20 protein-coding genes are annotated in these 21,331 nt (G+C 54.3%); 17 read left to right on the top strand and 3 right to left on the bottom strand.

Annotated elements, in window-relative coordinates; all coding sequences use genetic code 11:
- Nucleotides 1-2 precede the first annotated feature (2 nt).
- The 6 genes from AMUC_RS06845 (at nucleotide 3) to AMUC_RS06820 (ending at nucleotide 6,499) form a co-directional block, all read left to right on the top strand.
- The gene (locus tag AMUC_RS06845; protein ID WP_012420317.1) at nucleotides 3-674 is read left to right on the top strand and encodes a TatD family hydrolase; all 672 of its coding nucleotides are present in this window, start codon (nucleotides 3-5) and stop codon (nucleotides 672-674) included.
- 181 nt (nucleotides 675-855) lie between these two features.
- On the top strand, nucleotides 856-2,541 hold the full coding sequence (locus AMUC_RS06840) for a hypothetical protein (RefSeq protein ID WP_012420316.1): 1,686 nt from the start codon (nucleotides 856-858) through the stop codon (nucleotides 2,539-2,541).
- A gap of 20 nt (nucleotides 2,542-2,561) precedes the next feature.
- The gene (locus tag AMUC_RS06835) at nucleotides 2,562-3,608 is read left to right on the top strand and encodes a hypothetical protein (RefSeq protein ID WP_012420315.1); all 1,047 of its coding nucleotides are present in this window, start codon (nucleotides 2,562-2,564) and stop codon (nucleotides 3,606-3,608) included.
- A gap of 236 nt (nucleotides 3,609-3,844) precedes the next feature.
- Nucleotides 3,845-4,534: a hypothetical protein gene (locus AMUC_RS06830; protein ID WP_174254460.1), complete on the top strand. Its 690-nt coding sequence runs from the start codon at nucleotides 3,845-3,847 to the stop codon at nucleotides 4,532-4,534.
- A gap of 153 nt (nucleotides 4,535-4,687) precedes the next feature.
- Nucleotides 4,688-5,539 carry a hypothetical protein gene (locus AMUC_RS06825; RefSeq protein ID WP_012420313.1) on the top strand — a complete coding sequence of 284 codons (852 nt, stop codon included), beginning with the start codon at nucleotides 4,688-4,690 and terminating at the stop codon, nucleotides 5,537-5,539.
- Nucleotides 5,540-5,662: 123 nt separating this feature from the next.
- Complete coding sequence (locus AMUC_RS06820) at nucleotides 5,663-6,499, top strand: hypothetical protein (protein ID WP_012420312.1); 837 nt, start codon at nucleotides 5,663-5,665, stop codon at nucleotides 6,497-6,499.
- A gap of 224 nt (nucleotides 6,500-6,723) precedes the next feature.
- On the opposite strand, the gene AMUC_RS06815 is transcribed toward AMUC_RS06820, so the two are convergent.
- Complete coding sequence (locus AMUC_RS06815) at nucleotides 6,724-7,269, bottom strand: GNAT family N-acetyltransferase (protein ID WP_012420311.1); 546 nt, start codon at nucleotides 7,267-7,269, stop codon at nucleotides 6,724-6,726.
- 343 nt (nucleotides 7,270-7,612) lie between these two features.
- Between AMUC_RS06815 and AMUC_RS06810 the strand changes: the two genes are divergently transcribed.
- The 11 genes from AMUC_RS06810 (at nucleotide 7,613) to AMUC_RS06760 (ending at nucleotide 17,377) form a co-directional block, all read left to right on the top strand.
- The gene (locus AMUC_RS06810; RefSeq protein ID WP_012420310.1) at nucleotides 7,613-8,536 is read left to right on the top strand and encodes an SGNH/GDSL hydrolase family protein; all 924 of its coding nucleotides are present in this window, start codon (nucleotides 7,613-7,615) and stop codon (nucleotides 8,534-8,536) included.
- Nucleotides 8,533-9,462, top strand: a complete 930-nt coding sequence (trxB, locus tag AMUC_RS06805; RefSeq protein WP_012420309.1) for a thioredoxin-disulfide reductase — start codon at nucleotides 8,533-8,535, stop codon at nucleotides 9,460-9,462. The genes AMUC_RS06810 and trxB overlap by 4 nt, the downstream gene beginning before the upstream one ends.
- 70 nt (nucleotides 9,463-9,532) lie before the next feature.
- Complete coding sequence (locus AMUC_RS06800) at nucleotides 9,533-10,912, top strand: L-serine ammonia-lyase (RefSeq protein ID WP_012420308.1); 1,380 nt, start codon at nucleotides 9,533-9,535, stop codon at nucleotides 10,910-10,912.
- A 101-nt stretch (nucleotides 10,913-11,013) separates the two neighbouring features.
- A complete protein-coding gene (locus AMUC_RS06795; protein WP_012420307.1) occupies nucleotides 11,014-11,703 on the top strand; it encodes a hypothetical protein in 690 nt (229 codons plus the stop codon).
- Between the two features lie 118 nt (nucleotides 11,704-11,821).
- Entirely contained in the window at nucleotides 11,822-12,010 is a 189-nt protein-coding gene (locus AMUC_RS12785; RefSeq protein WP_042447997.1) for a hypothetical protein, read from the top strand.
- 152 nt (nucleotides 12,011-12,162) lie between these two features.
- Nucleotides 12,163-12,879 (top strand): PEP-CTERM sorting domain-containing protein, encoded by a 717-nt coding sequence (locus tag AMUC_RS06785; protein WP_081429154.1) that lies wholly within the window; start codon nucleotides 12,163-12,165, stop codon nucleotides 12,877-12,879.
- Between the two features lie 165 nt (nucleotides 12,880-13,044).
- Nucleotides 13,045-14,055: an aspartate-semialdehyde dehydrogenase gene (locus AMUC_RS06780; RefSeq protein ID WP_012420305.1), complete on the top strand. Its 1,011-nt coding sequence runs from the start codon at nucleotides 13,045-13,047 to the stop codon at nucleotides 14,053-14,055.
- Nucleotides 14,056-14,093: 38 nt separating this feature from the next.
- Complete coding sequence (locus tag AMUC_RS06775) at nucleotides 14,094-14,987, top strand: polyprenyl synthetase family protein (RefSeq protein ID WP_012420304.1); 894 nt, start codon at nucleotides 14,094-14,096, stop codon at nucleotides 14,985-14,987.
- Nucleotides 14,988-15,002: 15 nt separating this feature from the next.
- Entirely contained in the window at nucleotides 15,003-15,866 is an 864-nt protein-coding gene (gene nadC / locus AMUC_RS06770) for a carboxylating nicotinate-nucleotide diphosphorylase (protein ID WP_012420303.1), read from the top strand.
- Nucleotides 15,867-15,887: 21 nt separating this feature from the next.
- Nucleotides 15,888-16,526: a pyridoxamine 5'-phosphate oxidase gene (pdxH, locus tag AMUC_RS06765; protein ID WP_012420302.1), complete on the top strand. Its 639-nt coding sequence runs from the start codon at nucleotides 15,888-15,890 to the stop codon at nucleotides 16,524-16,526.
- On the top strand, nucleotides 16,523-17,377 hold the full coding sequence (locus AMUC_RS06760) for a D-hexose-6-phosphate mutarotase (RefSeq protein WP_012420301.1): 855 nt from the start codon (nucleotides 16,523-16,525) through the stop codon (nucleotides 17,375-17,377). Before pdxH ends, AMUC_RS06760 begins: the two co-directional genes overlap by 4 nt.
- A 211-nt stretch (nucleotides 17,378-17,588) precedes the next feature.
- Here AMUC_RS06760 and AMUC_RS06755 read toward each other — a convergent pair whose 3' ends face one another.
- The gene (locus tag AMUC_RS06755) at nucleotides 17,589-18,965 is read right to left on the bottom strand and encodes an amylo-alpha-1,6-glucosidase (protein ID WP_157738258.1); all 1,377 of its coding nucleotides are present in this window, start codon (nucleotides 18,963-18,965) and stop codon (nucleotides 17,589-17,591) included.
- A gap of 174 nt (nucleotides 18,966-19,139) precedes the next feature.
- Nucleotides 19,140-21,317: a GDSL-type esterase/lipase family protein gene (locus tag AMUC_RS12025; protein ID WP_012420299.1), complete on the bottom strand. Its 2,178-nt coding sequence runs from the start codon at nucleotides 21,315-21,317 to the stop codon at nucleotides 19,140-19,142.
- Nucleotides 21,318-21,331: the final 14 nt, after the last annotated feature.

Below are 21,331 nucleotides of genomic sequence, written 5' to 3'. Positions count from 1 at the left end.
CGATGAATCTGCCGGACGCCCACACCCATTCCTCTACAGCCGCTTCCGGCACGGCGCCGCAGTTCATCTGCGGCACCTCCCCGGCGGACTGGAAACAGGTGGCCCTTCTGGCGGAACGGGATGAACACGTTACGCCCTTTTTCGGCATTCATCCCTGGTTCCTGAACCCGGCTGAATGGAAAGAGGAAATGCCCAGGCTGGAATCCCTTCTGCAAAAAATCCCCCATGCGGGCGTTGGGGAAACGGGGCTGGACAAATGTCGGCGCGGCATCCCGGGGCTGCCTCTCCAGAAGGAAGCGCTGGAACGGCATCTGGAACTGGCCGCGCGTCTGGACCGCCCCGCTTCCCTGCACTGCTGCCGCGCATGGGGCACGCTGGCGGAAATGCTGACAAAATATCCCCGTTTGAACATTGTCCTGCACGGCTGGACGGGGGCACTGCATCCCGGCACGGAACTTCCTTCGGGAAACTGGCTTCTTTCCGTAGGGCTGCGGGAAATGGAACGTCCGGGACTCCTTGCCTCCATACCGCTCCATCGGCTGGCGTTGGAATCGGACGGGCATCCGGAAACCCTTCCGGAACTTTACCGACGCGCGGCGCAGGAACTGGGCATGACCGTCAACAACCTGGTTGACCTGGTCCAAAGCAATATGGAAAACCTGATCCGCCCTTGACGCCTCCATTCAACGGGCGGACATGGTTTCGCGGCGCCTCTTCATTCACTGGGTTTCTATTTCCATTGATTCTTCGTTCAATCATTTTCCCAGAAAACAAAAATATTTCCGTTGACAGTTCATCATCTTTTTGCCATATGATGGATTATATTAGGTATGGATACAATTCCGCCCACCTCCCATGAATAATATCTTCCGTATTCTCCTTTTAGGAGCGCTCCCCCTGGCAGCCTTTCCCGTTATCCAGGCGTCAGCGCAGGAACCGGATATCCAGACACTACTTTCAGCCGAACGTTCCTCGTTCATCTCCGGAAAAGCCCGGGATATTCTGTGCAGGAAACTGGGAACCGCAAACCTCGACACGGATAAAATCCGGGCCATGGCACACGCCCCGCAAGTCGCCCTGTTATGCCACCTGTACCAATTTTTCAGCACCGCGGAAAACGGAGAACCGTTCACGCAGCATGAACTCAAGGACGGGGCATTCAGGAAATGGCTCTCCACCCACCCGGAAGTCTTCAGAATGCTTGCCCTATCCGGGGCAGCCGGCAAACAAACCCTATCCATATTTTACCGCATCTGGAACGCGAACAATAAAACGCTCCGCCCCGTTGAAACCAGCATGGCTCTGGGGGCAGGGCTTGCCTCAAATGTCATCCCTCCTGAAGAATGCCTGTCCAAATTCAATTTTTACCGGGAATCCTACTTCCAATCCGCATGTCATCCCCAGGCGGACACGATGCAGCCGTGGGAATGGGCCATCGTTTTCCGTGGCAGAGAGAGCCTGGAAGACCTGTCCTGGGCCCAGCAGTTCATAGAGAAAAAACAGATCCCTCCCGAACAGGCTGGAAATAAATTCATGGGTTTCATCCCCTATCGCAGGAAAAACCTTCAGGGAGTCAGCGTTCATGCCGGAGCCGCTTTTTACGACCACAAACCGGTCACATTAAAGCTTTATACGGAATACGGAGGCGTGTGCGGCGCCGTCTCCAAAGGAGCGGCAGGCTTTCTGAGAGCCAAAGGCGTCCCCGCGTGGGCCATCGGGCAGCCGGGACACTGCGCCTTTATCTGGAAACACCCCGGCGGACACTGGAAAATCGGCAACAATATCAGCGGATGGAACTGGTCAACGGGAAAAAGCCAGATACCCTGGAACGGCCCCGTCCAGCTCATCCCGGCTTACAATGCCTTCATTCATCACGGTCTGGCGGAAGAATCCTTCCTGATGACGGTTTTATCTGACTGCTCTCCGCGTCCCGTCCAACGGGAATTGTTGCTGAAAGAAGCCTGCAAGATGAACCCATTTAATTATCCGGCATGGCGTCGTTACCTGAGCATGAAGGCCAAAGGAATCAATGACCGGCAAAAACTCACCCTGCTTAAAGAACTGGCGCAGGCCATGCCCCATGAACACAACCTCCTCCATCATGCAGCGGTAAACATACTCAAAATCCGGGAAAGCAAAGTCAATCCCTATGAACTGTACGCCTGTTTCCTGGACTCCGACTGCTCTCCCGCGGCAGAGGAACTCTTCACGAGGCTGTGCTGGAACAAACTCGTGGCGGATTGCCCTGAAATCGGCAAGATAATCAAATACAGGGAGGGATTCATCGGGAAGCATCTTTCCGTCTGGGCCAGGAAAGGGAACAATGCCTCATGGACGCCTAAAATGAAAAGATACTCCGCCGGCATGATGGAAGGCGCCATCACGGCATTGGAAAAAAGAGAACAGACCCGCACATACTATGTGGCAACCTACCGCCGTCTGCTGGAAATATGGAATGACAAAAAATTAAAGCATCAAGGGGAAATATTGATCAACAAAATCAGCGGCAATAAAGTCTCGCCCCTGCGGCAGAACCGGTAACCAGCACAGAGAATTTTAACATGAACGCGAACGCCATCATCCGGGCATCCGCCCCATTCTTCCAAAAATACGTCTTATCCCCGGGAATGCCGGCAAAATGCCCTCTCGCCATGATGCTGCTGGGCCTCTGCTTCACAGCGCCTTTACTGGCAAATGAGGTATTGCGCATCGAATCGCAGGCGGCAGAGTACTCTGCCCAAATTTATATTCAAGAAGAAGAAAAAGGCTCCGTACCTGAAAAAGAGAAAGAGAACGATCAAAAAAGAAAGAAATTGGGCATAGGTGAAACAGTAATATTAACCCTGGTTTCAGACAAGCCCCAGCTCATTGGGGATCCATCCCAGATCGAATGGACAATCGAAGAAGGAGAAAATCTGGCTTCTTTTCAAGAGGAAGACAACTCTGTCATTCAAACATTGGTTATTAGAAATGACCTCTCCCAAGGAGGCGACATTACTGTTAAAGCAGTCACGGAAGAAGGAAGAGAAGCGAAAATCACGTTATCAGCCATTGTTCCCGAAGGGATCAGCGCAAAACATTTACGGAAATCATATGACAGAAATCATCCGGATTTTAATAAAAGAGGAGTCATTTATTTTGATCTGCCAAAGGATGGTGATCAAGAAATGGCAGGGGCATCAGCTGTCCTGGAATTAACGTTCCTCCCTACAAGCGTGAATTTTCGAAATGTCCATATTATTGAACGGGATAAGGGCTGCGTTCCCTCCCCGGCTGAAGGCAGCCTGGCAGCCCCTCATGATCCCAATCCTGCACCAGTACCCCTTGACAACAAAAACAGGCTATCTGACAATATTGGAAGCAAAAAACTCATTTCGGAATTAAGATTTTACGACTTGCCGCAAACTTATAAATGGCTTTGCGACTGGAACATCAATGTCGACGGGAAAGATGTAAAAACCATTCAGACTGTTGAACAGCATTTTTTTTACGACTGGATTGACGTCGTCAACGAAATAGCTACGACGACGGTTTCCAAATTCAATTGTTCCGTCAGCAGATCCACAGAAAAAAATAACAAGCACGTATTTATCAACCAGTCAAAATAAATGAACCTAAAAAAATGATGAAATATTTTATTTATGCGATTGCCGCCATACATCTTGGCTGTTCAACTTCCCTTGGGGAAGAGACCGGATTTGATCGCCAACTCCCGGCTCCTGATTCCATCCATATTCGCGGACAAATGGGAGAAAAATCAAAAAAATTAAAAGAATTTTTTAAATCAGGAAATTTTAAACAATTCTATGGATATTCAAACACAGTTCTGTCAGAACTGAACGCCATGCGGCGCCATGGAACGATGACGCGGGAAGAGGCCTGCGACATGCTCTGGAGCCTTTATCTGATCAGCGGAGCCCCCATGTATGAAGCTCCGGATTACGACAGCGTTCAGCCATGGCCTTATAAAGACGAGCGGAACAACGACATTGCCGCCAAATCAAGAGTCATTTCCGCGCTCTCCATCATGGATACGAAACAGATGTCGCACAACCTGGGCATCCACGAACAACGGCTGAAACATCTCCATGCCGCTTACGCCGCCGCCATCATTAAAAGGCTGAAATCTCTGCACCTCCCTGATTTCGGGAAAAAAGAGACAGCGCTGAAAGATGAAATAATACGTTCCCATCCTGCCAATCCGGACGGGAATGTCATCGGAACGCACCCGAGTGACTATAGCAACCTTCTTCGCATAGGCAATTTAAATTATTTTTCCATGAGAAACAGCATGTACCATAGCTATGTCTCTAAAATCATGGAGAAAAGATTTATCCCCATGCTGGTGAAGTACTTCCCCGACCAGGCCGGAGAAGTCGTCAAATACATCAGGAAGGCGGGATACGGAGACGGCGAGGTTCTCGACCTCATCGACCGAACGGCAGGATACAACTCCAAAACCGCCTACCTCTACCAGGGGAAAAGCGGAGAGGAACACAGGAAAAAGCTTCAGCGGAAACAGAGCGGAGAGTGACGCCGAACGTTCATTCATTGCGCCATCTGCCTCCTCCCAACCAGGAAAAACAACCCGGACAAGACGGTGAACCACGTTCTCCATATAATCATCTTCATCTGCCTCGGATGGAGCCTTTCCTCCGCAGAGGGACATTCATTCGATCATGAACTCATGCCGCCCGATTCCATCCATATCCGGAGAAGTACAGAAGGGCATGCTCCGCTCCTGAAAAGCCTGCTGGAACAAAATAATCTGAAAGCATTTTATCACCACGCCAAAACGGCTCTGTCAGAACTGAACGCCATGCGGCGCCATGGAACGATGACGCGGGAAGGGGCCTGCGACATGCTCTGGAGCCTTTATCTGATCAGCGGAGCCCCCATGTATGAAGCTCCGGATTACGACAGCGTTCAGCCATGGCCTTATAAAGATGAGCGGGACAACGACATTGCCGCCAAATCAGGAGTCATTTCCGCGCTCTCCATCGTGGATACGAAACAGATGTCGCGCAACCTGGGCATCCACGAACAACGGCTGAAACATCTCCATGCCGCTTACGCCGCCGCCATCATTAAAAGGCTGAAATCTCTGCACCTCCCTGATTTCGGAAAAAAAGAGACAGCGCTGAAAGATGCAATAATACGTTTCCATCCTGCCAATCCGGACGGGAATGTCATCGGCTCTGACGTTAAAGATTACGAATGGACTCACCGATGGAACAATCTGGTCACATTTTCGTCAAGAAACAGCATGTATCATAGCTATGTCTCTAAAATCATGGAGAAAAGATTCATCCCAATGCTGGTGAAGTACTTCCCCGACCAGGCCGGGGAAGTCGTCAAATACATCAGGAAGGCGGGATACGGAGACGGCGAGGTTCTCGACCTCATCGACCGAACGGCAGGATACAACTCCAAAACCGCCTACCTCTACCAGGGGAAAAGCGGGGAAGAACACAGGAAAAAATTTCATCAAAAAATACGGAACTCCTGTCCGGACGTGAGCCGGAATGCCAATAAATAAAGGATAAAACGCCGGTCACACTCAACAACATGCCTCAACAGCGTTCACCGGAAAACTCCGGGTTCCTGTAAGCAGTCCACGGTTTTTCCTTGGCAGGTTTCCGCCTCCGGCTATCATGCGGGCATGGGCCTTTTTCAGGATCAAACCAGCTCTTTGTCGGAAATCAAGCGGCTTGCCGCCCTCGTCACGGATCCCTCCCGCAGGGAGGAAATCGGTTCGGATCAATGGCCTCTGGCCATGATTGCCTACGGGCTGGTCACCTGCAATGAAACGGGAAGAGAAGAAGAAGGCGTCACCATTTACAATATGTTCCAATCCCGCTGCGCTCCGGACGCCCGCCGCAAATGCGCTCTGCAACTGGCAGCTTTTATCCGGCAGCGCAAAGGGGACGGATGGAGGGCCCTGCTGCCTTTTGCCATGGCGGATGAGGCGCCGGATATTCGCAGGCAATCCGCTTTCCTTATTTATACGCTGGCCGCGCCCCAGCCGGAGGAGCGGTTTCCCGGAATTGCCGGATTGGCGAATGTCATCTGCGCCTCTCCCTGTCCCGGACAGGCGTCCATGACTCCGGCGCTGGACGCCCTGATGAGCCTGGGAGACATGCGGTTTGCCCCTTATTTGTCTTTCATTTCCAAAAATCTCCCTCCCGGGCGCCTCGCGGACCTGCTGGCCGAAACGGAGGCCATTCCCACGGACCTGGGCTGCGGATGGCTGCTGGATATTCTGGATGAACATCCGGAGCTTACCTCCACCATTGCGGCGGTACTGGCCGGGATGCCCTCCAGAGCCGGAGAAGTGCTGGACGTGGTCGTTCCCGTCCCCTCCTGGCAATTCACCAATTCCGCCGTCCAGCCGCTCCATTCCTGGAGTATTCCCGAATACAGGCTGCGCATGGGAGAACGGCTCTCCAGATATCTTGCCCCGGAAGAGAGGGAAGCCGTGGACCGGGCATGGAGCTGAGTCTTCCGGTGTATCCCAACCCGCTGCATTTTTCAAAAAGCCGTCTCCCCAAAATGCGGAACGGCTCTTCTGATTCGGAAAATACAGACTCAGGGGCGTTCCACAAACAGGCAAAACCGCAACATGAGCCTGATGTCCTACAGGCTCATATCGGCCCCCCCAAGGATAAATTGCTTCAAGAGGGGCAAATCCCCCCATGGCGCGGATTTTCCCCGGCCATTCATTCACCTCGCCACTACGTGGCGATGGTGGAAATCCACAAAGCTCCGGTATGTCTCCTCATCCAGCAAATCTCCATGCGTCATCAGCAGGAGCGGGAAAGGTTCACCCTCATCCGTATAAGGAGGATGGATATAATCAAACTGCGGATTGGGGACAAAGCCGTGCCTCTGATAAAACCCCAGCCGCCGACGTGAGATCCCGTCCTCCGGAGGATCAATTTCCAAAATAACCTTGTGCGGAAACGCATCCCTCAATTCTTCCAGAATCCTTTGCCCGGCACCCTGGCCGCGCAGGGAGGCATCCACGGCAAAATACTCCAGATACACGAATTTTTCCCGACGCCACGTCACCAGCATCGCAACCACCCGGCCTTCCCCATTTAAAAATACTTCATAACAAAAACCGGGGTCTTGAAACGCCAACGGGAAATCCTGTATCCGCCGCTGTTCATGCACCGGAAAGCTTGTCCGGTAAATATCCAGAGAATCCAGGAACAGCGGATCATCCACACCCGCCACACGGCGCTTGGTCAGCGGCTCAGACTTCATGAACCATATCCAACCACACCCGTCTCCTTTCGGCAAGTCCCCCGGAAAGTCTTCCCCAGTCATACAACCAGTCGTTCAGGCTTAAATTGATGCAGTGCTTCCCAATCAAGGAGAAGGAAGAAAAATACCTTCGCGCGGCGATACGGAGACAAGGAAATCCCCGTCTGCCTGCCGGGACTGACGGCAGCCCCGGCACCCGTACAAGGGATGCCGAAACAAAGGCATTCCATGTTCTCTTTTATCTCTATGAATTTACTTTTACCTGATGTATAGAAAGAGCCTGCTCACGTCATGAATTCCATTTGAAATTTTATTCCGGAAACATGGGAACCCGTCTAAAGCCATGATGCCGCCCGCCAAGATATTCCTGCTGCTGATTTTTTCCTGGGCAGTTTTCCCCCGCCCTCTCCAGGCCCGGGAAGAGCCGCCCGCATCCCCCTCCTGGCCGCGCTGTGTTCCTGCACGCCCCGGCAGCCGTATTCTCTTTCTGGGAAACAGCTATACGTTTTTCAACCGCATGCCCGCCATGGTTAAAGCCATGGCAGACACCAAAGGATTGCGGCCGGACGTGCACATGCACGCGGCTCCGGCAGCATCCCTCCAGTCCCATTGGAATGACAGGCGTGCCCGCAGCAACATGGAGGGAACGGCATGGGACTTCGTTATTCTCCAGGACCAAAGCGCCACACCTATCCGGGCTCCGGAACGAACCATGGAGTTCGGAGAAAAATGGTGCTCTCTGATACGAGCCGCCAAAGGAACGCCCATCCTGATGCTGACGTGGGGGAAAAGAGGAGCTTCCGGAACTCCGGACCCGCAGGAGCAAAAGGATCTTCTTGAAACGTATTTGAAACTTGCCCGGAGGGAAAAAGCAGCGCTCGCCCCCGTGGGCATTGCCTGGGAGAATTGCCTCAAACGCCATACTGACATCCAGCTGTACCAGACTGACGGCCGGCACCCGACGGAGGAAGGGAGCTACCTGACGGCATGCGTAATCTACTTCACGTTATTCGGAAAGTCTCCGCTGGGCCTGCCGGGCCGCTTGTCCTTGAAAGGGACGCGGCTGAGCAATCTTCCCGCAGACAGGGCCAGAATATTGCAGACCGTCGCCAGGGATACATGCAGGCAGCTCTTTTCCGCCACTGCCGGAACCCGTCCCGCAACCGCCGGATTGCAGGCCGCTGCATTGTCTCCGCATAGCGCAAAATCTACTCGCAAAACGGGCACGGGCCCTTTACCATGGCAACGGACATATATACTATTATGAGCGAACAAGTCATTATCATCGGTGCCGGCTGCGCTGGTTACACGGCGGCCATTTACACCGCCCGCGCCAATCTCTCTCCGCTTCTGATCACGGGTTCCCAAATCGGCGGACAACTGACCACCACGACGGAAGTGGAAAACTTCCCCGGCTTTCCGGACGGCGTGATGGGGCCGGACCTGATGTTCCTGATGCAGCAGCAGGCGGAAAAGTTCGGCACCCGGTTTGCATATGAGGACGTCAAGAGCGTCGTCAGGGATGAAGCCACCGGGCTGTTCACCGTGAAGACCAGCGGCCAGAATTACGAAACCCGGAGTATCATTGTGGCTACGGGAGCATCCGCCCGCTATCTGGGAATACCGGGAGAGGAAGGGCTGGTTGGCCACGGACTCACCGCCTGCGCCACCTGTGACGGAGCTTTTTACCGGGACGTGCCTGTGTGCGTGGTAGGCGGAGGAGACAGCGCCTGTGAAGAAGCCATGTTCCTGACGCGCTTCGCTTCCCGGGTGTACCTGATCCACCGCCGCGACACGCTCCGCGCTTCCAAAATCATGGCGGAACGAACGCTGTCCAATGAAAAGATTTTCCCCATGTGGAATTCCACCATCGTAAGCTATAAGACGGACGACAAGGGAGAACTGGAAGCCGTCATGCTGAAGGACGTAGTAGAAGGGGATGAAACGGAACTTCCCGTCAAATGCGTCTTTATGGCGATCGGGCACACGCCGAACACTTCTTTCCTGGGGGATCTGGTGGACCGGGACGATGCCGGCTACATTATCCGGGAAACAGGGATGATGGCGACCAGGACGCCGGGATTGTTCGCCGCCGGAGATGTGGCGGATCCTCACTACCGCCAGGCCATTTCTTCCGCCGGAATGGGCTGCAGCGCCGCGATTGAAGCGGAACGCTACCTGCTGGGGCTGTAAACCCATCTTTCGGAACGGGCCGGAATTCCCAGCGGGATTTCCGGCCCTTCCCCGCTACAGGAAAACGGACATGCACCATTACAGCATTTTTGAGCTTTTCAGCATCGGCATAGGTCCTTCATCATCCCATACCGTAGGGCCCATGCGGGCGGCGCACCGCTTTCTTGAACAGATGCGCCACTCCCCGCGCTTGGCGGAAATCTCAGGCATCCGCTGCGAATGCTACGGCTCCCTGGCCGCCACCGGACATGGGCACGGCACAGACACAGCCATCATGCTGGGGCTTCTGGGGGAAGAACCCCATACGGTGGAGCCGCGCAGCATTCCCGGAAAAATCGCCCGCCTGCACCAGCAGGAAACGTTGTCCGTCACGGAAGAAAAAAACGTCCGCTTCTCTCCTTCCCGCGACCTGGATCTTTCCCACTACCAGCCCCTGCGCCTGCATCCGAACGGGATGCAGTTTACTGCCGTCAACCAGGACGGAGACCCGGTGGAAGACGCGGTATTTTATTCCACGGGGGGCGGGTTCGTCTCTTCCGAACAGGAACTTCTGCATCCGGAAGAAAGGGATCGGGAAACCTTCCCTTTTCCTTATGAATCCGCGGAGGAACTGCTGCACATGGCTGATGAGCGTGGATGCCCTCTTTCCTCCATTGTCATGGCAAACGAATGCGCCATGCTCCCGGAACGGGAAGTCCGTGAAAAACTGGACCTGATCTGGGCGACGATGAAGCAGTCCATCTCCAACGGCATGAGCGCGCGCGGCAACCTGCCGGGCGTTCTGCAGGTTCCGCGCCGGGCCAAAACTTTGCGCAAGAATCTTCTGGTGCACGGAGAATCGGCCTTGAAAGACCCTCTCTCCATTATGGACTGGATCAATCTGTACGCCATTGCCGTAAGTGAGGAAAACGCGGCCGGCGGCCGCATCGTCACCGCTCCGACCAATGGAGCGGCGGGAATCGTTCCGGCCGTTCTTAACTACGCCACCAAATTCTGCGTTTCCCCGTATCCGGATGCCGTGCATCGCTTCCTGCTCACCGCCGGGGGAATCGCCATCCTGTACAAGAAAAACGCCTCCATTTCCGGCGCGGACGTAGGCTGCCAGGGAGAAGTGGGAGTAGCCTGCTCCATGGCCGCCGCCGCTCTTGCGGAGTACCTGGGGGGAACACCCCACCAGGTGGAAAACGCCGCGGAAATAGGCATGGAGCACAATCTGGGCCTCACCTGCGATCCTATTGCGGGCCTCGTCCAGATACCCTGCATTGAGCGCAACGCCATCGCCGCCATCAAGGCCATCAACGCCGCCCGCATGGCCCTGGGCGGCACGGGCGCTCATTTTGTCCCGCTGGACAAGGTCATCCGCACCATGCTGGACACCGGAAGGGACATGCAATCCAAATACAAGGAGACCGCCCAGGGCGGCTTGGCCGTCAACGTGGTGAATTGCTGAGGGGACATGAAAACCCTCCCTTGTCTTTTCACGCGCGTCTGTTCCCGCAAAAAACGCTCCGCCGGATTGACAGATACGGGGAGCAAAGGTAGGGTGCGGGCATGCTTTCACGCCTTTTTCTCGCTCTGGCCCTGTTGCTGGGCGGCACGGGACTGTCCCGGGCCGTTCACGTCGTCATGTGCGGCGGCCCCGCACTCAGGCAATGGGAAGGGCTGAGAATACAGCCTGACAGGCATGACAACTGGTGGGCCAACTTTGTAAGGGCCTCCACCATCCGCATCGCCCAGATCCAGCAGCAAGATCCTGCCGCCAGAATCACCTGGATTGTTTACCGCCCCGGTTACGCAACCCGGGGGAAGGAAGACGGCAAACCTTACACCCGCTGGATTGCGGACCTGGCTTCCAAGTATAAAATCAGGCTCGTCTGGGTAAACAGCGCCGACCAGGCCATCCGGGCGCTGAATTCCTCCCCGCGCTTCCACGGCGACAAGGTGGAATCCTTTTACTACTTCGGTCATTCCAACTGCTATGCGTGGATGCTGGACTACGGCAACAATATCATGGCCGTTTCCACGGAATGGATCCATGAGACGGACCTGAACAGGATACGGCGGGATATTTTCACGCCGCAGTCCGACTGCTGGAGCTTCGGCTGCTATACGGGAGCCAGCATGTCCCGCTGGTGGAAACGCATCGTAGGCGTCCCCCTCTGGGGCAACACGGAATCCACCCGCTACGGCCCCGTCTCTGACGGCAGGCTGCCGGAAGGCGCGGGAAAATGGGTTAAATAGCAGGCTTGCACCGCTCTTTCCTTTAAAGACAGGCTCCCTAAAATCGGGAGCCTGTTTTGTTGCCTTTCATGGAAAGTGAGGATATGCCGGATTTTCAATCCGATATGCCCTGAAAACAGTGCATGAGTTTCTCTTTCTGCAGGGTGCGGGACTGTTTCCTGCGGCTGTTGAAACGGACATTCGCGGCAGATGTACCAGCTTTCAGGGAAAAGAGTTCTCCGGTTTTCAGACTTATCTTGAGCAGTCTCAAAAGCTGGCGGCGGTTTCTGCATGGGTGGATATTTCGGCAGGCTTTCCGTATGCATAAAAAGGTTTTCAATGATGCAATAAAGTTCGGCACAAATTCTTGGTTATCAGAATTTACGCTTGACTTCCGGATTGAAAATCCGCTTTATTCATCATGAGCGGGTTCAAGACAGCCCGGCAAATTACAGCAATAAAAAAGAGCAACGAACAACCATGAAGAACACATTATTTCTTTCCGGTCTTATGGCTTTGTGTTGCGGCGCAGGGATGGCCGCCACCGTAGCAATCGACCTAAATGGGGAGGCAGCCGAAGGGACATCTCTGCCTGCAAACCTTAAATTGTCTGGATTCGGAGACGTCAACAGCGGAAGTGTCATCACTGCACAAAAAGTCGTCACATGGTTGCAAGGCACCACCGGCTGGCAAGGCACCACTGCAAACGGCAATTCCGGCTCCGGTATTTACGGCAGCGTCACCGCATCCGGGGATACTGATGTATCCGTGTCTTTCATCAACAGAAATGCTTACGGCGGCTCTATCGTAGGAACAGCGGTAACGCTTACCAGTGATTACGCCAGTTATACCGGATTGACTCTTTCCGTGGACTGCGCCGGGCTGCAATCCGGAGCAAACTTCACGACGCTCAATATCGTTTATCAGACGGCAGAAGGCTGGCAGATCAGCCAGTTGACCGGTCAGGCCTCTTCCCTGATTCAAACAGGCATGACCCTGTCCGTGGACTTGAGCGGTACTCCCCTTACCAGCGACACGGCTTACATTGTGATGTCCACCCGCAATGGCGGCGGAAACACGAACTCCAACCTGCTTTTTTCCATGTCAGCCACTGCTGAGGATGTCGTTCCGGAACCGGCTACGGCGTCCCTGAGCCTTTTGGGCCTGTCCCTGCTGATGCTGCGCCGCAAGCGCTGAAATAAAAAACGCGATCTTTCCCGTTTTTCAACAACTGTCCGGGGTGTAAAATCTCGGACAGTTTTTCATTTTTAAGCCTGAAGGCTTGCAATCGTATTGCCATATGACCGGGCTGCCGTATAATGGGGGCGAACGGAAAATATCCGTCATTTTCTGACAACAATCATGAACCAAGCACCCCATGTTGCCATCGTCGGCGCCACCGGAGCGGTGGGCGTTGAAATCCTGTCCTGCCTGGAAACACGCAATTTTCCCGTAGGTTCCCTGAAGCTTCTGGCCTCCGCCCGGTCCGCCGGAAAACAGGTCGCTTTCCGTGGGAAAATGCTGACTGTAGAAGAATTGACGGAAAAATCCTTTGATGGGGTGGATATCGCCCTGTTCAGCGCAGGCGGAGGAATTTCCCTGAAATTCGCTCCTATCGCAGCGGCTGCGGGCTGTGTGGTCATTGACAATTCCTCTGCCTTCCGGCAGGAGCCGGACGTGCCCCTGGTGGTGCCGGAAATCAATCCGGAAGCGGCCTTCAACCACCCCCGCAATATTATCGCCAACCCGAACTGCACCACCATCATTACGCTGATGGCCCTCTTCCCTCTGCATCAGCGTTTCGGGTTGAAAACCGTCATCGCCTCCAGTTATCAGGCGGTTTCCGGCAGCGGCCAGCACGGCATTGCGGAACTGGAAACCCAGGTGCGCGCCGTAGTGGACGGCCACCCCGTAGTGAAAAATGTTTATCCCCACCAGATAGCCTTCAATCTTCTTCCCCAGATCGATTCCTTTACGGAAAACGGCTATACCAAGGAAGAGCTTAAGATGCTTAATGAAGGCCGTAAAATTCTTTCCCTGCCCGAACTCAAGGTAACATGCACCTGCGTGCGCGTGCCCGTTTACCGTTCCCATTCCATCTCCGTTACCGCCCAGTTTGAAAAACCTGTGGACTTGGAAACTGCCCGCAGCGCCTATGAAGGCAAACCCGGAGTCGCCCTGATGGACAACCCAGCGGAGGGCGTGTGGCCCACCCCGCTGGACAGCACCAACGGAGATACCTGCTACGTAGGGCGCATGCGCATGGACATGGCGATTGACAATGCCCTGACTCTCTGGGTCGTGGGCGATCAGGTCCGAAAAGGGGCCGCACTCAACGCCGTACAAATCGCGGAATTGCTGGTCAACCGCTGACCTGTTTCCTCCACACCCCGCACCTATTCCATAACGCCATGTGTGAACAATCACTGAACGACTACATCACAGAACAATGCGCCCTGATTGACGCAGCGCTGGACAGACTGCTGCCAGCAGAGGACGAAAGCCCCGAAACCATCCACAAAGCCATGCGCTACAGCATATTTGCGGGTGGGAAAAGAATGCGCCCCGTCCTTTGCCTGGCGGCGGCGGAGGCCTGCGGAGGACTGGCAGTGGACGCCCTGGTTCCCGCCTGCGCCGTGGAAATGATGCATACGTATTCCCTCATCCATGACGACCTGCCAGCCATGGACAACGACGATCTGCGCCGTGGGAAACCCACCAGCCACAAGGCTTTCGGAGAAGGCGTCGCCATCCTGGCGGGAGACGCGCTGCTGACGGAGGCTTTTGCCGTAATCGCCCAGGTGGACGATACGGAACGCTATACCGTCAGGGATTACGTGAGGGAGCTGGCAGCCACCGGCGGCAGCACCATGCTCATCGGAGGCCAGATTCTGGATTTGGAGGGAGAACACAAGCAGCTCTCCGAACCGGAAGTCCGCACCGTGTACGAAGGGAAGACGGCCGCCCTGCTAACCACGGCCCTTCGCTTCGGCGGCATGTCCGCAAACGCCACAGAGTCCCAGCTGGAAGCTCTGACGGACTTCGGTTACAACCTGGGGCTGGCTTTCCAGGTGATTGACGACATTCTGGACCTGACGGCTTCCACGGAAAAACTCGGCAAGACCGCCGGCAAGGACGTCAATTCCCAGAAATCCACCTGTCCGGCCCTGATTGGCCTGGACGGCGCCCGTTCCGAAGCCAAATGCCGCACTCAGGCGGCTCTGGATGCCCTGATGATCTTCCCGGAAGAACGCCGCGCCCGCCTGGTGGAACTGGCCAACTATCTTCTTAACCGCGAATATTAAGCCGCTTTTTCTTTCATGCCCGCAGAAACCGTATCCGACAACGTGGAAACCCTGATCAATCTGGCGCTGGCCGAAGACTTCGGCTCCGGCGACGTGACTTCCACATACTTCGTCCCGGAACATCTGACCGCCAGAGCTATTTTGACCCCCCGGAAAAAAGGCGTTCTTTCCGGCGTCAATGTCGCGGCGGAAGTTTTCCGCAAGGTGGATCCCACCCTGAAGGTGGAAGTTTACCTGCATGACGGGGAAGCCGTGGCGCCCGGCGCCGTGGTGATGCTTATTGAAGGGTCCGCCCGCTCCATTCTTGGGGCGGAACGCACCGCCCTCAACTTCATCCAGCGTCTTTCCGGAGTAGCTACGCTCACCAGACAATATGTGAAAGCCATTTCCCACACCAGCGCCCGCATTCTGGATACCCGCAAAACCACTCCCGGCTACCGTCTGCTGGAAAAAGCGGCCGTGCTCCATGGCGGAGGCACCAACCACCGCATGGGCCTTTATGACCGCGCCATGGTGAAAGACAACCACCTGATGACGGATGGAAATACGGAACACCTTCAGGAATGCATCAACAGGCTGCGTCAGGAAAAGCCCGGCGTGGAAATCCAGCTGGAAGCGGACACCCTGGAACAGGTGGGCAACTTCCTTAAACTGGAAGGCGTGGACCATATCCTTCTGGACAACATGACGCCGGAAATGCTGAAACAAGCCGTCGCCATGCGCGGAGGATGCACCACCCCCCTGCTGGAAGCCAGCGGAGGCGTTCACCTGGACACGGTAGCCGCCATTGCGGAATCCGGCGTGGACTTCGTCTCCGTAGGCTACGTGACCCACTCGGCCCCCTCCCTGGACCTGGGGCTGGATTTCAGCGTAGAATAACCACTCATCGTTCAACACGCCATGGACTTGTCCAATTTCAGAGAAGAATACCTCAAAGGCCAGCTGCACAGAAAGGACCTGGCGGAAAATCCCTTTGAACAATTCCAAACCTGGTTTGAACAGGCCCTGAAAGCGGATATTCCGGAACCCAACGCTTTTTCCCTGGCCACGGCGGACGCCCAGGGCAGGCCCTCCCTGCGCACCGTGCTGCTCAAATATTTTGACCGGACGGGCTTTGTTTTCTTCACCAACTACGGCAGCCACAAGGCCCGCGATATTGAAGAAAATCCGCAGGTCTGCATGATGCTTCCGTGGGTAATGCTGGAACGCCAGATCATCATTTACGGAAAAGCCGTCAAAGTCTCCCGCGCGGAATCCCTGAAATATTTCCTCACCCGCCCCAAGGAATCCCAGCTTGGAGCTTGGGTTTCACACCAAAGCTCCGTCATTTCCGGAAGAAAACTGTTGGAAATGAAGTTGATGGAACTGAAAAACAAATTCTCCAAAGGAGAAATACCCCTTCCCTCCTTCTGGGGCGGCTACCGAATTATCCCGGATACCTTTGAATTCTGGCAGGGCGGCCCCGGCCGCGTGCATGACCGTTTCATGTACAAACTTCAGGAAAACGGCTCCTGGACAATTGAACGCCTTCAGCCATGACCGTCCGGCGCACAACAAACCAGGGGCTTTCTTTCCTGGACGTAACAACACCGCTCTGCACGGCATCCCTGTGCCTTCAGGGAGCGCACCTCACCTCATGGAAGCCGGCAGGGCATGAGGAATGCCTTTTTCTTTCTCCTAACGCAGCCTTTGTCCCCGGCAAAGCCATCCGCGGAGGCATCCCCGTCTGCTGGCCCTGGTTCGGCCCCCGGGAAGGAGCACCGTCCCACGGCATAGCGCGCACCTCGGAATGGCGCCTCCACCACCAGGAAATGGACAAGTGCGGCAACGTCCTGCTCTCCCTGGCTTTCTATCCGGAAGATGAATCCTATCCCGCCGCCATCCTGCGCCTTACCCTGGGCCGCACGCTGGCCATGAGGCTGGAAACCACGGCGCGCACGCAGCCCTGCAAGCTCACGGAAGCATTCCATAACTACTTTGCCGTCGGCAACCTGACCAAATGCCGCGTTCATGGGCTGGAGGACATCCCGTTCCGGGAAGAAGCCGCCCAGCCCATGAAGCACGGAGAACGCCCGCTGACGCCGCTGGGGTGCTTGGACCGCGTTTACAACTTCCCCTCCTGTTCGGGAAAAACAATGCTGGAAGACCTCATGCTGAACCGCGCCATCACGGTGGAGCGGAACCATGCCTCTTCCGTCATCGTCTGGAATCCTGGACAACAGGGCGCCAAAAACATGGCGGACCTGGGTGCGGAGTCCTGGAATAAATTCCTGTGCATTGAAACGGGAAACGCGGAGCCCCGTTCCATTTCCCTCGCTCCCGGACAAACCCATACCCTTTACCAAAAAATTTCCGTAAGGCATATGGAGGAAGCCTGCTCTCCCCGTTAAAACGGCAGACAGCATTACCTCTCAAGTAATGTTCCGGAACATTGCCTTGCCGCCCTTCCGGAATTTCCTTTGTCACCCTTGCCTCTCAGGCCGCCTCCAAAAGAAAAAAAATTGGCGCAGGCACGGGAAAAACCCGCATCTTGCCCCGGCAAAAGGAAAAACCCCGCGGAAGAACATCAATGACGCCCTTCCGTGGATAAACAGAAGGTCCTTACAGCTTAATTTCAGTATCCCCCTTCCTTACTGAATAAGTATTGCCATTAATGATTAAAGAGTAAGAAGCATTCGACGTGACCGACACCGTGCCTTTACCATCAAAAACAATATCGGTTACAATATCGCCAAACCTCAAATTCCTGATTCCATGGCGGCCCTTGTTTTTTTTCAACCTCCACCGGACTTCCTTTCCGGCGGCAGACACTTTCTTAAATCCCAGCACATTTTCAATAAACAACGCAATCGGCCCCAGGGCTGACCAGCCGCAAAATTCCGGTCTTACACGGCGTCCGTGTTCTGTGGAGGGGGCATCTCCGCTTGGGCTATAGCACTCCCAGACAGTATGCGGTTCCATATTCCTGTAAGCGGCAAGCTGCTGGTTGATAACCTTCTCGGCAATAGCATCGGCCTCCTCATGGTAGCCATACTTTTCAATGGCCTTAATCGCCATATATGTCGTCGGCAGCCAAATTCCTCCCCGCCAGTAATCCCCGGTTTGATGATGATAATCCTTATCCGAGCGGGCCAGGGAAGGAGTAGGATAACTGCCTCCGAATTCCCCGGGATTCATCAGATGATTTACCATGCTCCGCGCCTGTTCCCTGGACGCAATCCGGGCCAGAAGGGGCCAATAGGAAGCAATGGTTTTAACGCGGCAGGGCTGTTTGTCCGCAATGGTGACATCGTAATAAAATCCATCCCGCTCATCCCAGTAAAGATGGTTGATCTTTTTCTTAAGCGCTTCATATTCAGCGTTCCATTTTCTTGCTTCATTCTCATTTCCCAAAGCCTGTTCCATGGTAGCAATGCAGTGGGCGCTAAGAGCCTGCTGGGAAATGGCATCCACCCATAGCACCTTATGGTATCCTCCGGCATCACGCCCGCGGGGAGTATTGTCCATACCGCTCGCTCTCCCCGTCCAGGTAAAGCCATCATCCCCAATGGAATTCAAGTAAATACGCTGGGGGGAACATTCAAACCGTTCACCAGCCTTAGCCCGGGCAAACCATTTGAAATGCTTCTGCAAATACCGCTTTTCATTAAGAAGATGATTAAGCCGCCTCTTATCTCCTGTGAAATCAAAATATTCCTTTTCCACCCAAGCAAACAGCGGGGGATTATCCACTAAATGGATTCTAAGGGGCGTAGCGGCTTTTTCATGGATAGGTTTGTAAAGATTATCCAGACTTTCTATTCCGGGAAACGCCCTGGGCGCATACTTGGCAAAAAGCACCATGAAACAGGTGTCCCATATCCAGATTTGATCTTCGTAGCAATTTTCATCCATATAGGGAGACGCGGGGAGCCCTTCCGGCCCTTTCCTGACGCGCCCAGCCGCAATTTCCCATGTTTGATGATAAAGTTCCGTCATTTCCCGGTTTGGATATACTGGCAGGGGAATCTCTTTTTTCCAATCCCGGTTCATGCAGGAATCCGGATGAGTTGTTGCGGAAAATCCCTGCAGCGGGGACGACAGCAGGAGAATCGAACCTGTGATTGCCGATAGTCTGGCGTTCATTTATTCCGTATTGATTAAATTAAAAAACTACTTCTTCAGAAGTTCCTTGAGCGCAGCATCAGCCATAATCACCTGCCCATCGGCATTGGGATGAACGCCATCGGGAAAAAGTTCCGGTTTATCTTGAAAAGGGGTGAAAAAGTCGATGGTTTTACAATTATTGTCCTTCGCAACCTGCTTCACAAGAGGGACAATTTTATTTTTCACCGTTTCCTTGTCAATTTGGCTGGAAGACTGCCACGAGGGAAGCGGAATTGCGCAATAGATTTGAATACCGGGCATGTTTTCCCGCAGTTCGGCGATGATGGCGGCATAATTCTGCTTAAACTCGGACAGGAATTTCCTGTTCTGCGGTTTGGCGTCATTGGTGCCTAACGCGATAATGGCAATCTGTGCATGGGAATTGAGCGCATTCCGGTACTCGCCCGTTTTAATATAGGGAAGGTCTCCCTTGGCCAGAAGGGTACGCCCGTTAACGCCGCAGTTCAGCACTTCTATTTCTTTCCGTTTGAATTTTTCCCTCAATTCCTGACCAAGAAGATGGCTCCAGCGCAAAACATCCTTATTGGCTCCGGCTACTCCTGCTCCAAAAGTATTACTGTCTCCCAGGCACGCAACGCGCAAGGGGACGGGCTGTCCGGTAACGGAAAGAACAAAATCTACGATATGGGCAGGATTGTCAAAACCGTGCGGATGATGCCCTCCGGACCGGCGGATGACTCTTACAGGCCCCCCCATCCCGGCGTAACGCTTAGCGAAAACATCCGTATTCTCTTCAATAGGGACTACGTCATCTTCCGTCCGGGAAATAAACAACAAAGGAATTCCGGCTTTAGCCATGCCGCGCATATTGTCCACGGGGTTACCCTTATAGGACAAAGCCTGCTGTTCATTAAAGCCGTAGGCGCGCAGGCATTTGTTCCAGTCATCCGGCGAACCTTTGCCCTTGCCCCTGCCCGCCGGCCAGCTTTTGAAATCACAGACGGGGGCATCCACATAAACGCCAGCCACGCACAAAGGATTCTTCTCCGCCCAGTTAAGCGCATAAAGGCCTCCACGGCTCAGTCCAAACAACACCGTTTTTCTGGAAAAACCGCGTTCATCCACCAGATACCTGTAAAATTGATCCATCACATCCATGGCCTTGGGAGAACCGTAAAGGTCTTCCATGCTGATAAATACCGCCGCATAACCGCGCTTTACCAGTTCGAGATCTGCTATAGGCTTATAATCAAAAAATTGCGGCCGCCATATCCACAACTGTTCTTTTCCAGAAACAACAGCCTTGTCGGGAAAGACGATGAATGCCCTGCGGCCGCCCACGGCAAACTCCTCCCGTAAAAAACCATTCCAGACAGAAACCGTCCTAGGGAACTGACGCTTGGCCATTTCCGGATCATACCCCGGAATTTCCGGCCGTGCATGTCCTGTTTTTACCAGCCATTCATTGCGGACTTTCTCATGTTTTTTCATCGTATCCGGCGTCGGCCGATGGTCTTTTTCCGCAACCTCAGGAGCAAGGCCTATTTCCGGGACCAGCCCGGCAAGAACTTCCCGGGCTATCATATGGTGCCCTTCCGGGCCGGGGTGCACGCCGTCACCGGAATACCTGAAACCGGGATTCCCTGCCTTCTCTCTGGCAATGAGTTTCCGAAGCCCGGGACGGATATCTATGACTTTCCAGCCGTCTTTTCTTTTAGAAACCAGCCATTCCGCGTACTTGTCCAATACAGCGTCGTACTCAGCCTGTTCAGCGGAATCCCCCCGGAACAATGGAGGAGTAATGAAGACAATCTCCGCTTTTACCGCATCGGCAGCCTTTTTAAGGCGGATATTCCCTTCCTGGTACGCTTGAAAACGCGCTTTGTCAAACGCCTGCATGAGGCCGTCATTCATCCCGTAGCAGGCCAGAATCAATTGAGGCTGGTACATCTTGAGAATCCGGCTGAGGCGCTCATGCAGGCATGGACGGGGGAATCTGCCGCCCGCATGGCCATATTCGCTCAACCCGGCTACCGTCTCGCTGGGAACGGCAAAGTTGACAATCTCGCAGGCTGCAAATTTTTTATCATCCCTCAAGGTGTTTTCCACTTCATTGGCCCAATGGCCCGCGTAAGCAATACTATCACCCAGAATGGCAATCCGGCCCTTATTCAAAGGCTGGGCATGAAGCCGCATCCCCGCTCCCGCACAACACAGCATCATCAACAATAAACATC

The organism is Akkermansia muciniphila ATCC BAA-835 (assembly GCF_000020225.1).
GTDB lineage: Bacteria > Verrucomicrobiota > Verrucomicrobiia > Verrucomicrobiales > Akkermansiaceae > Akkermansia > Akkermansia muciniphila.
This window is presented reverse-complemented; position numbering and strand designations above follow the sequence as displayed.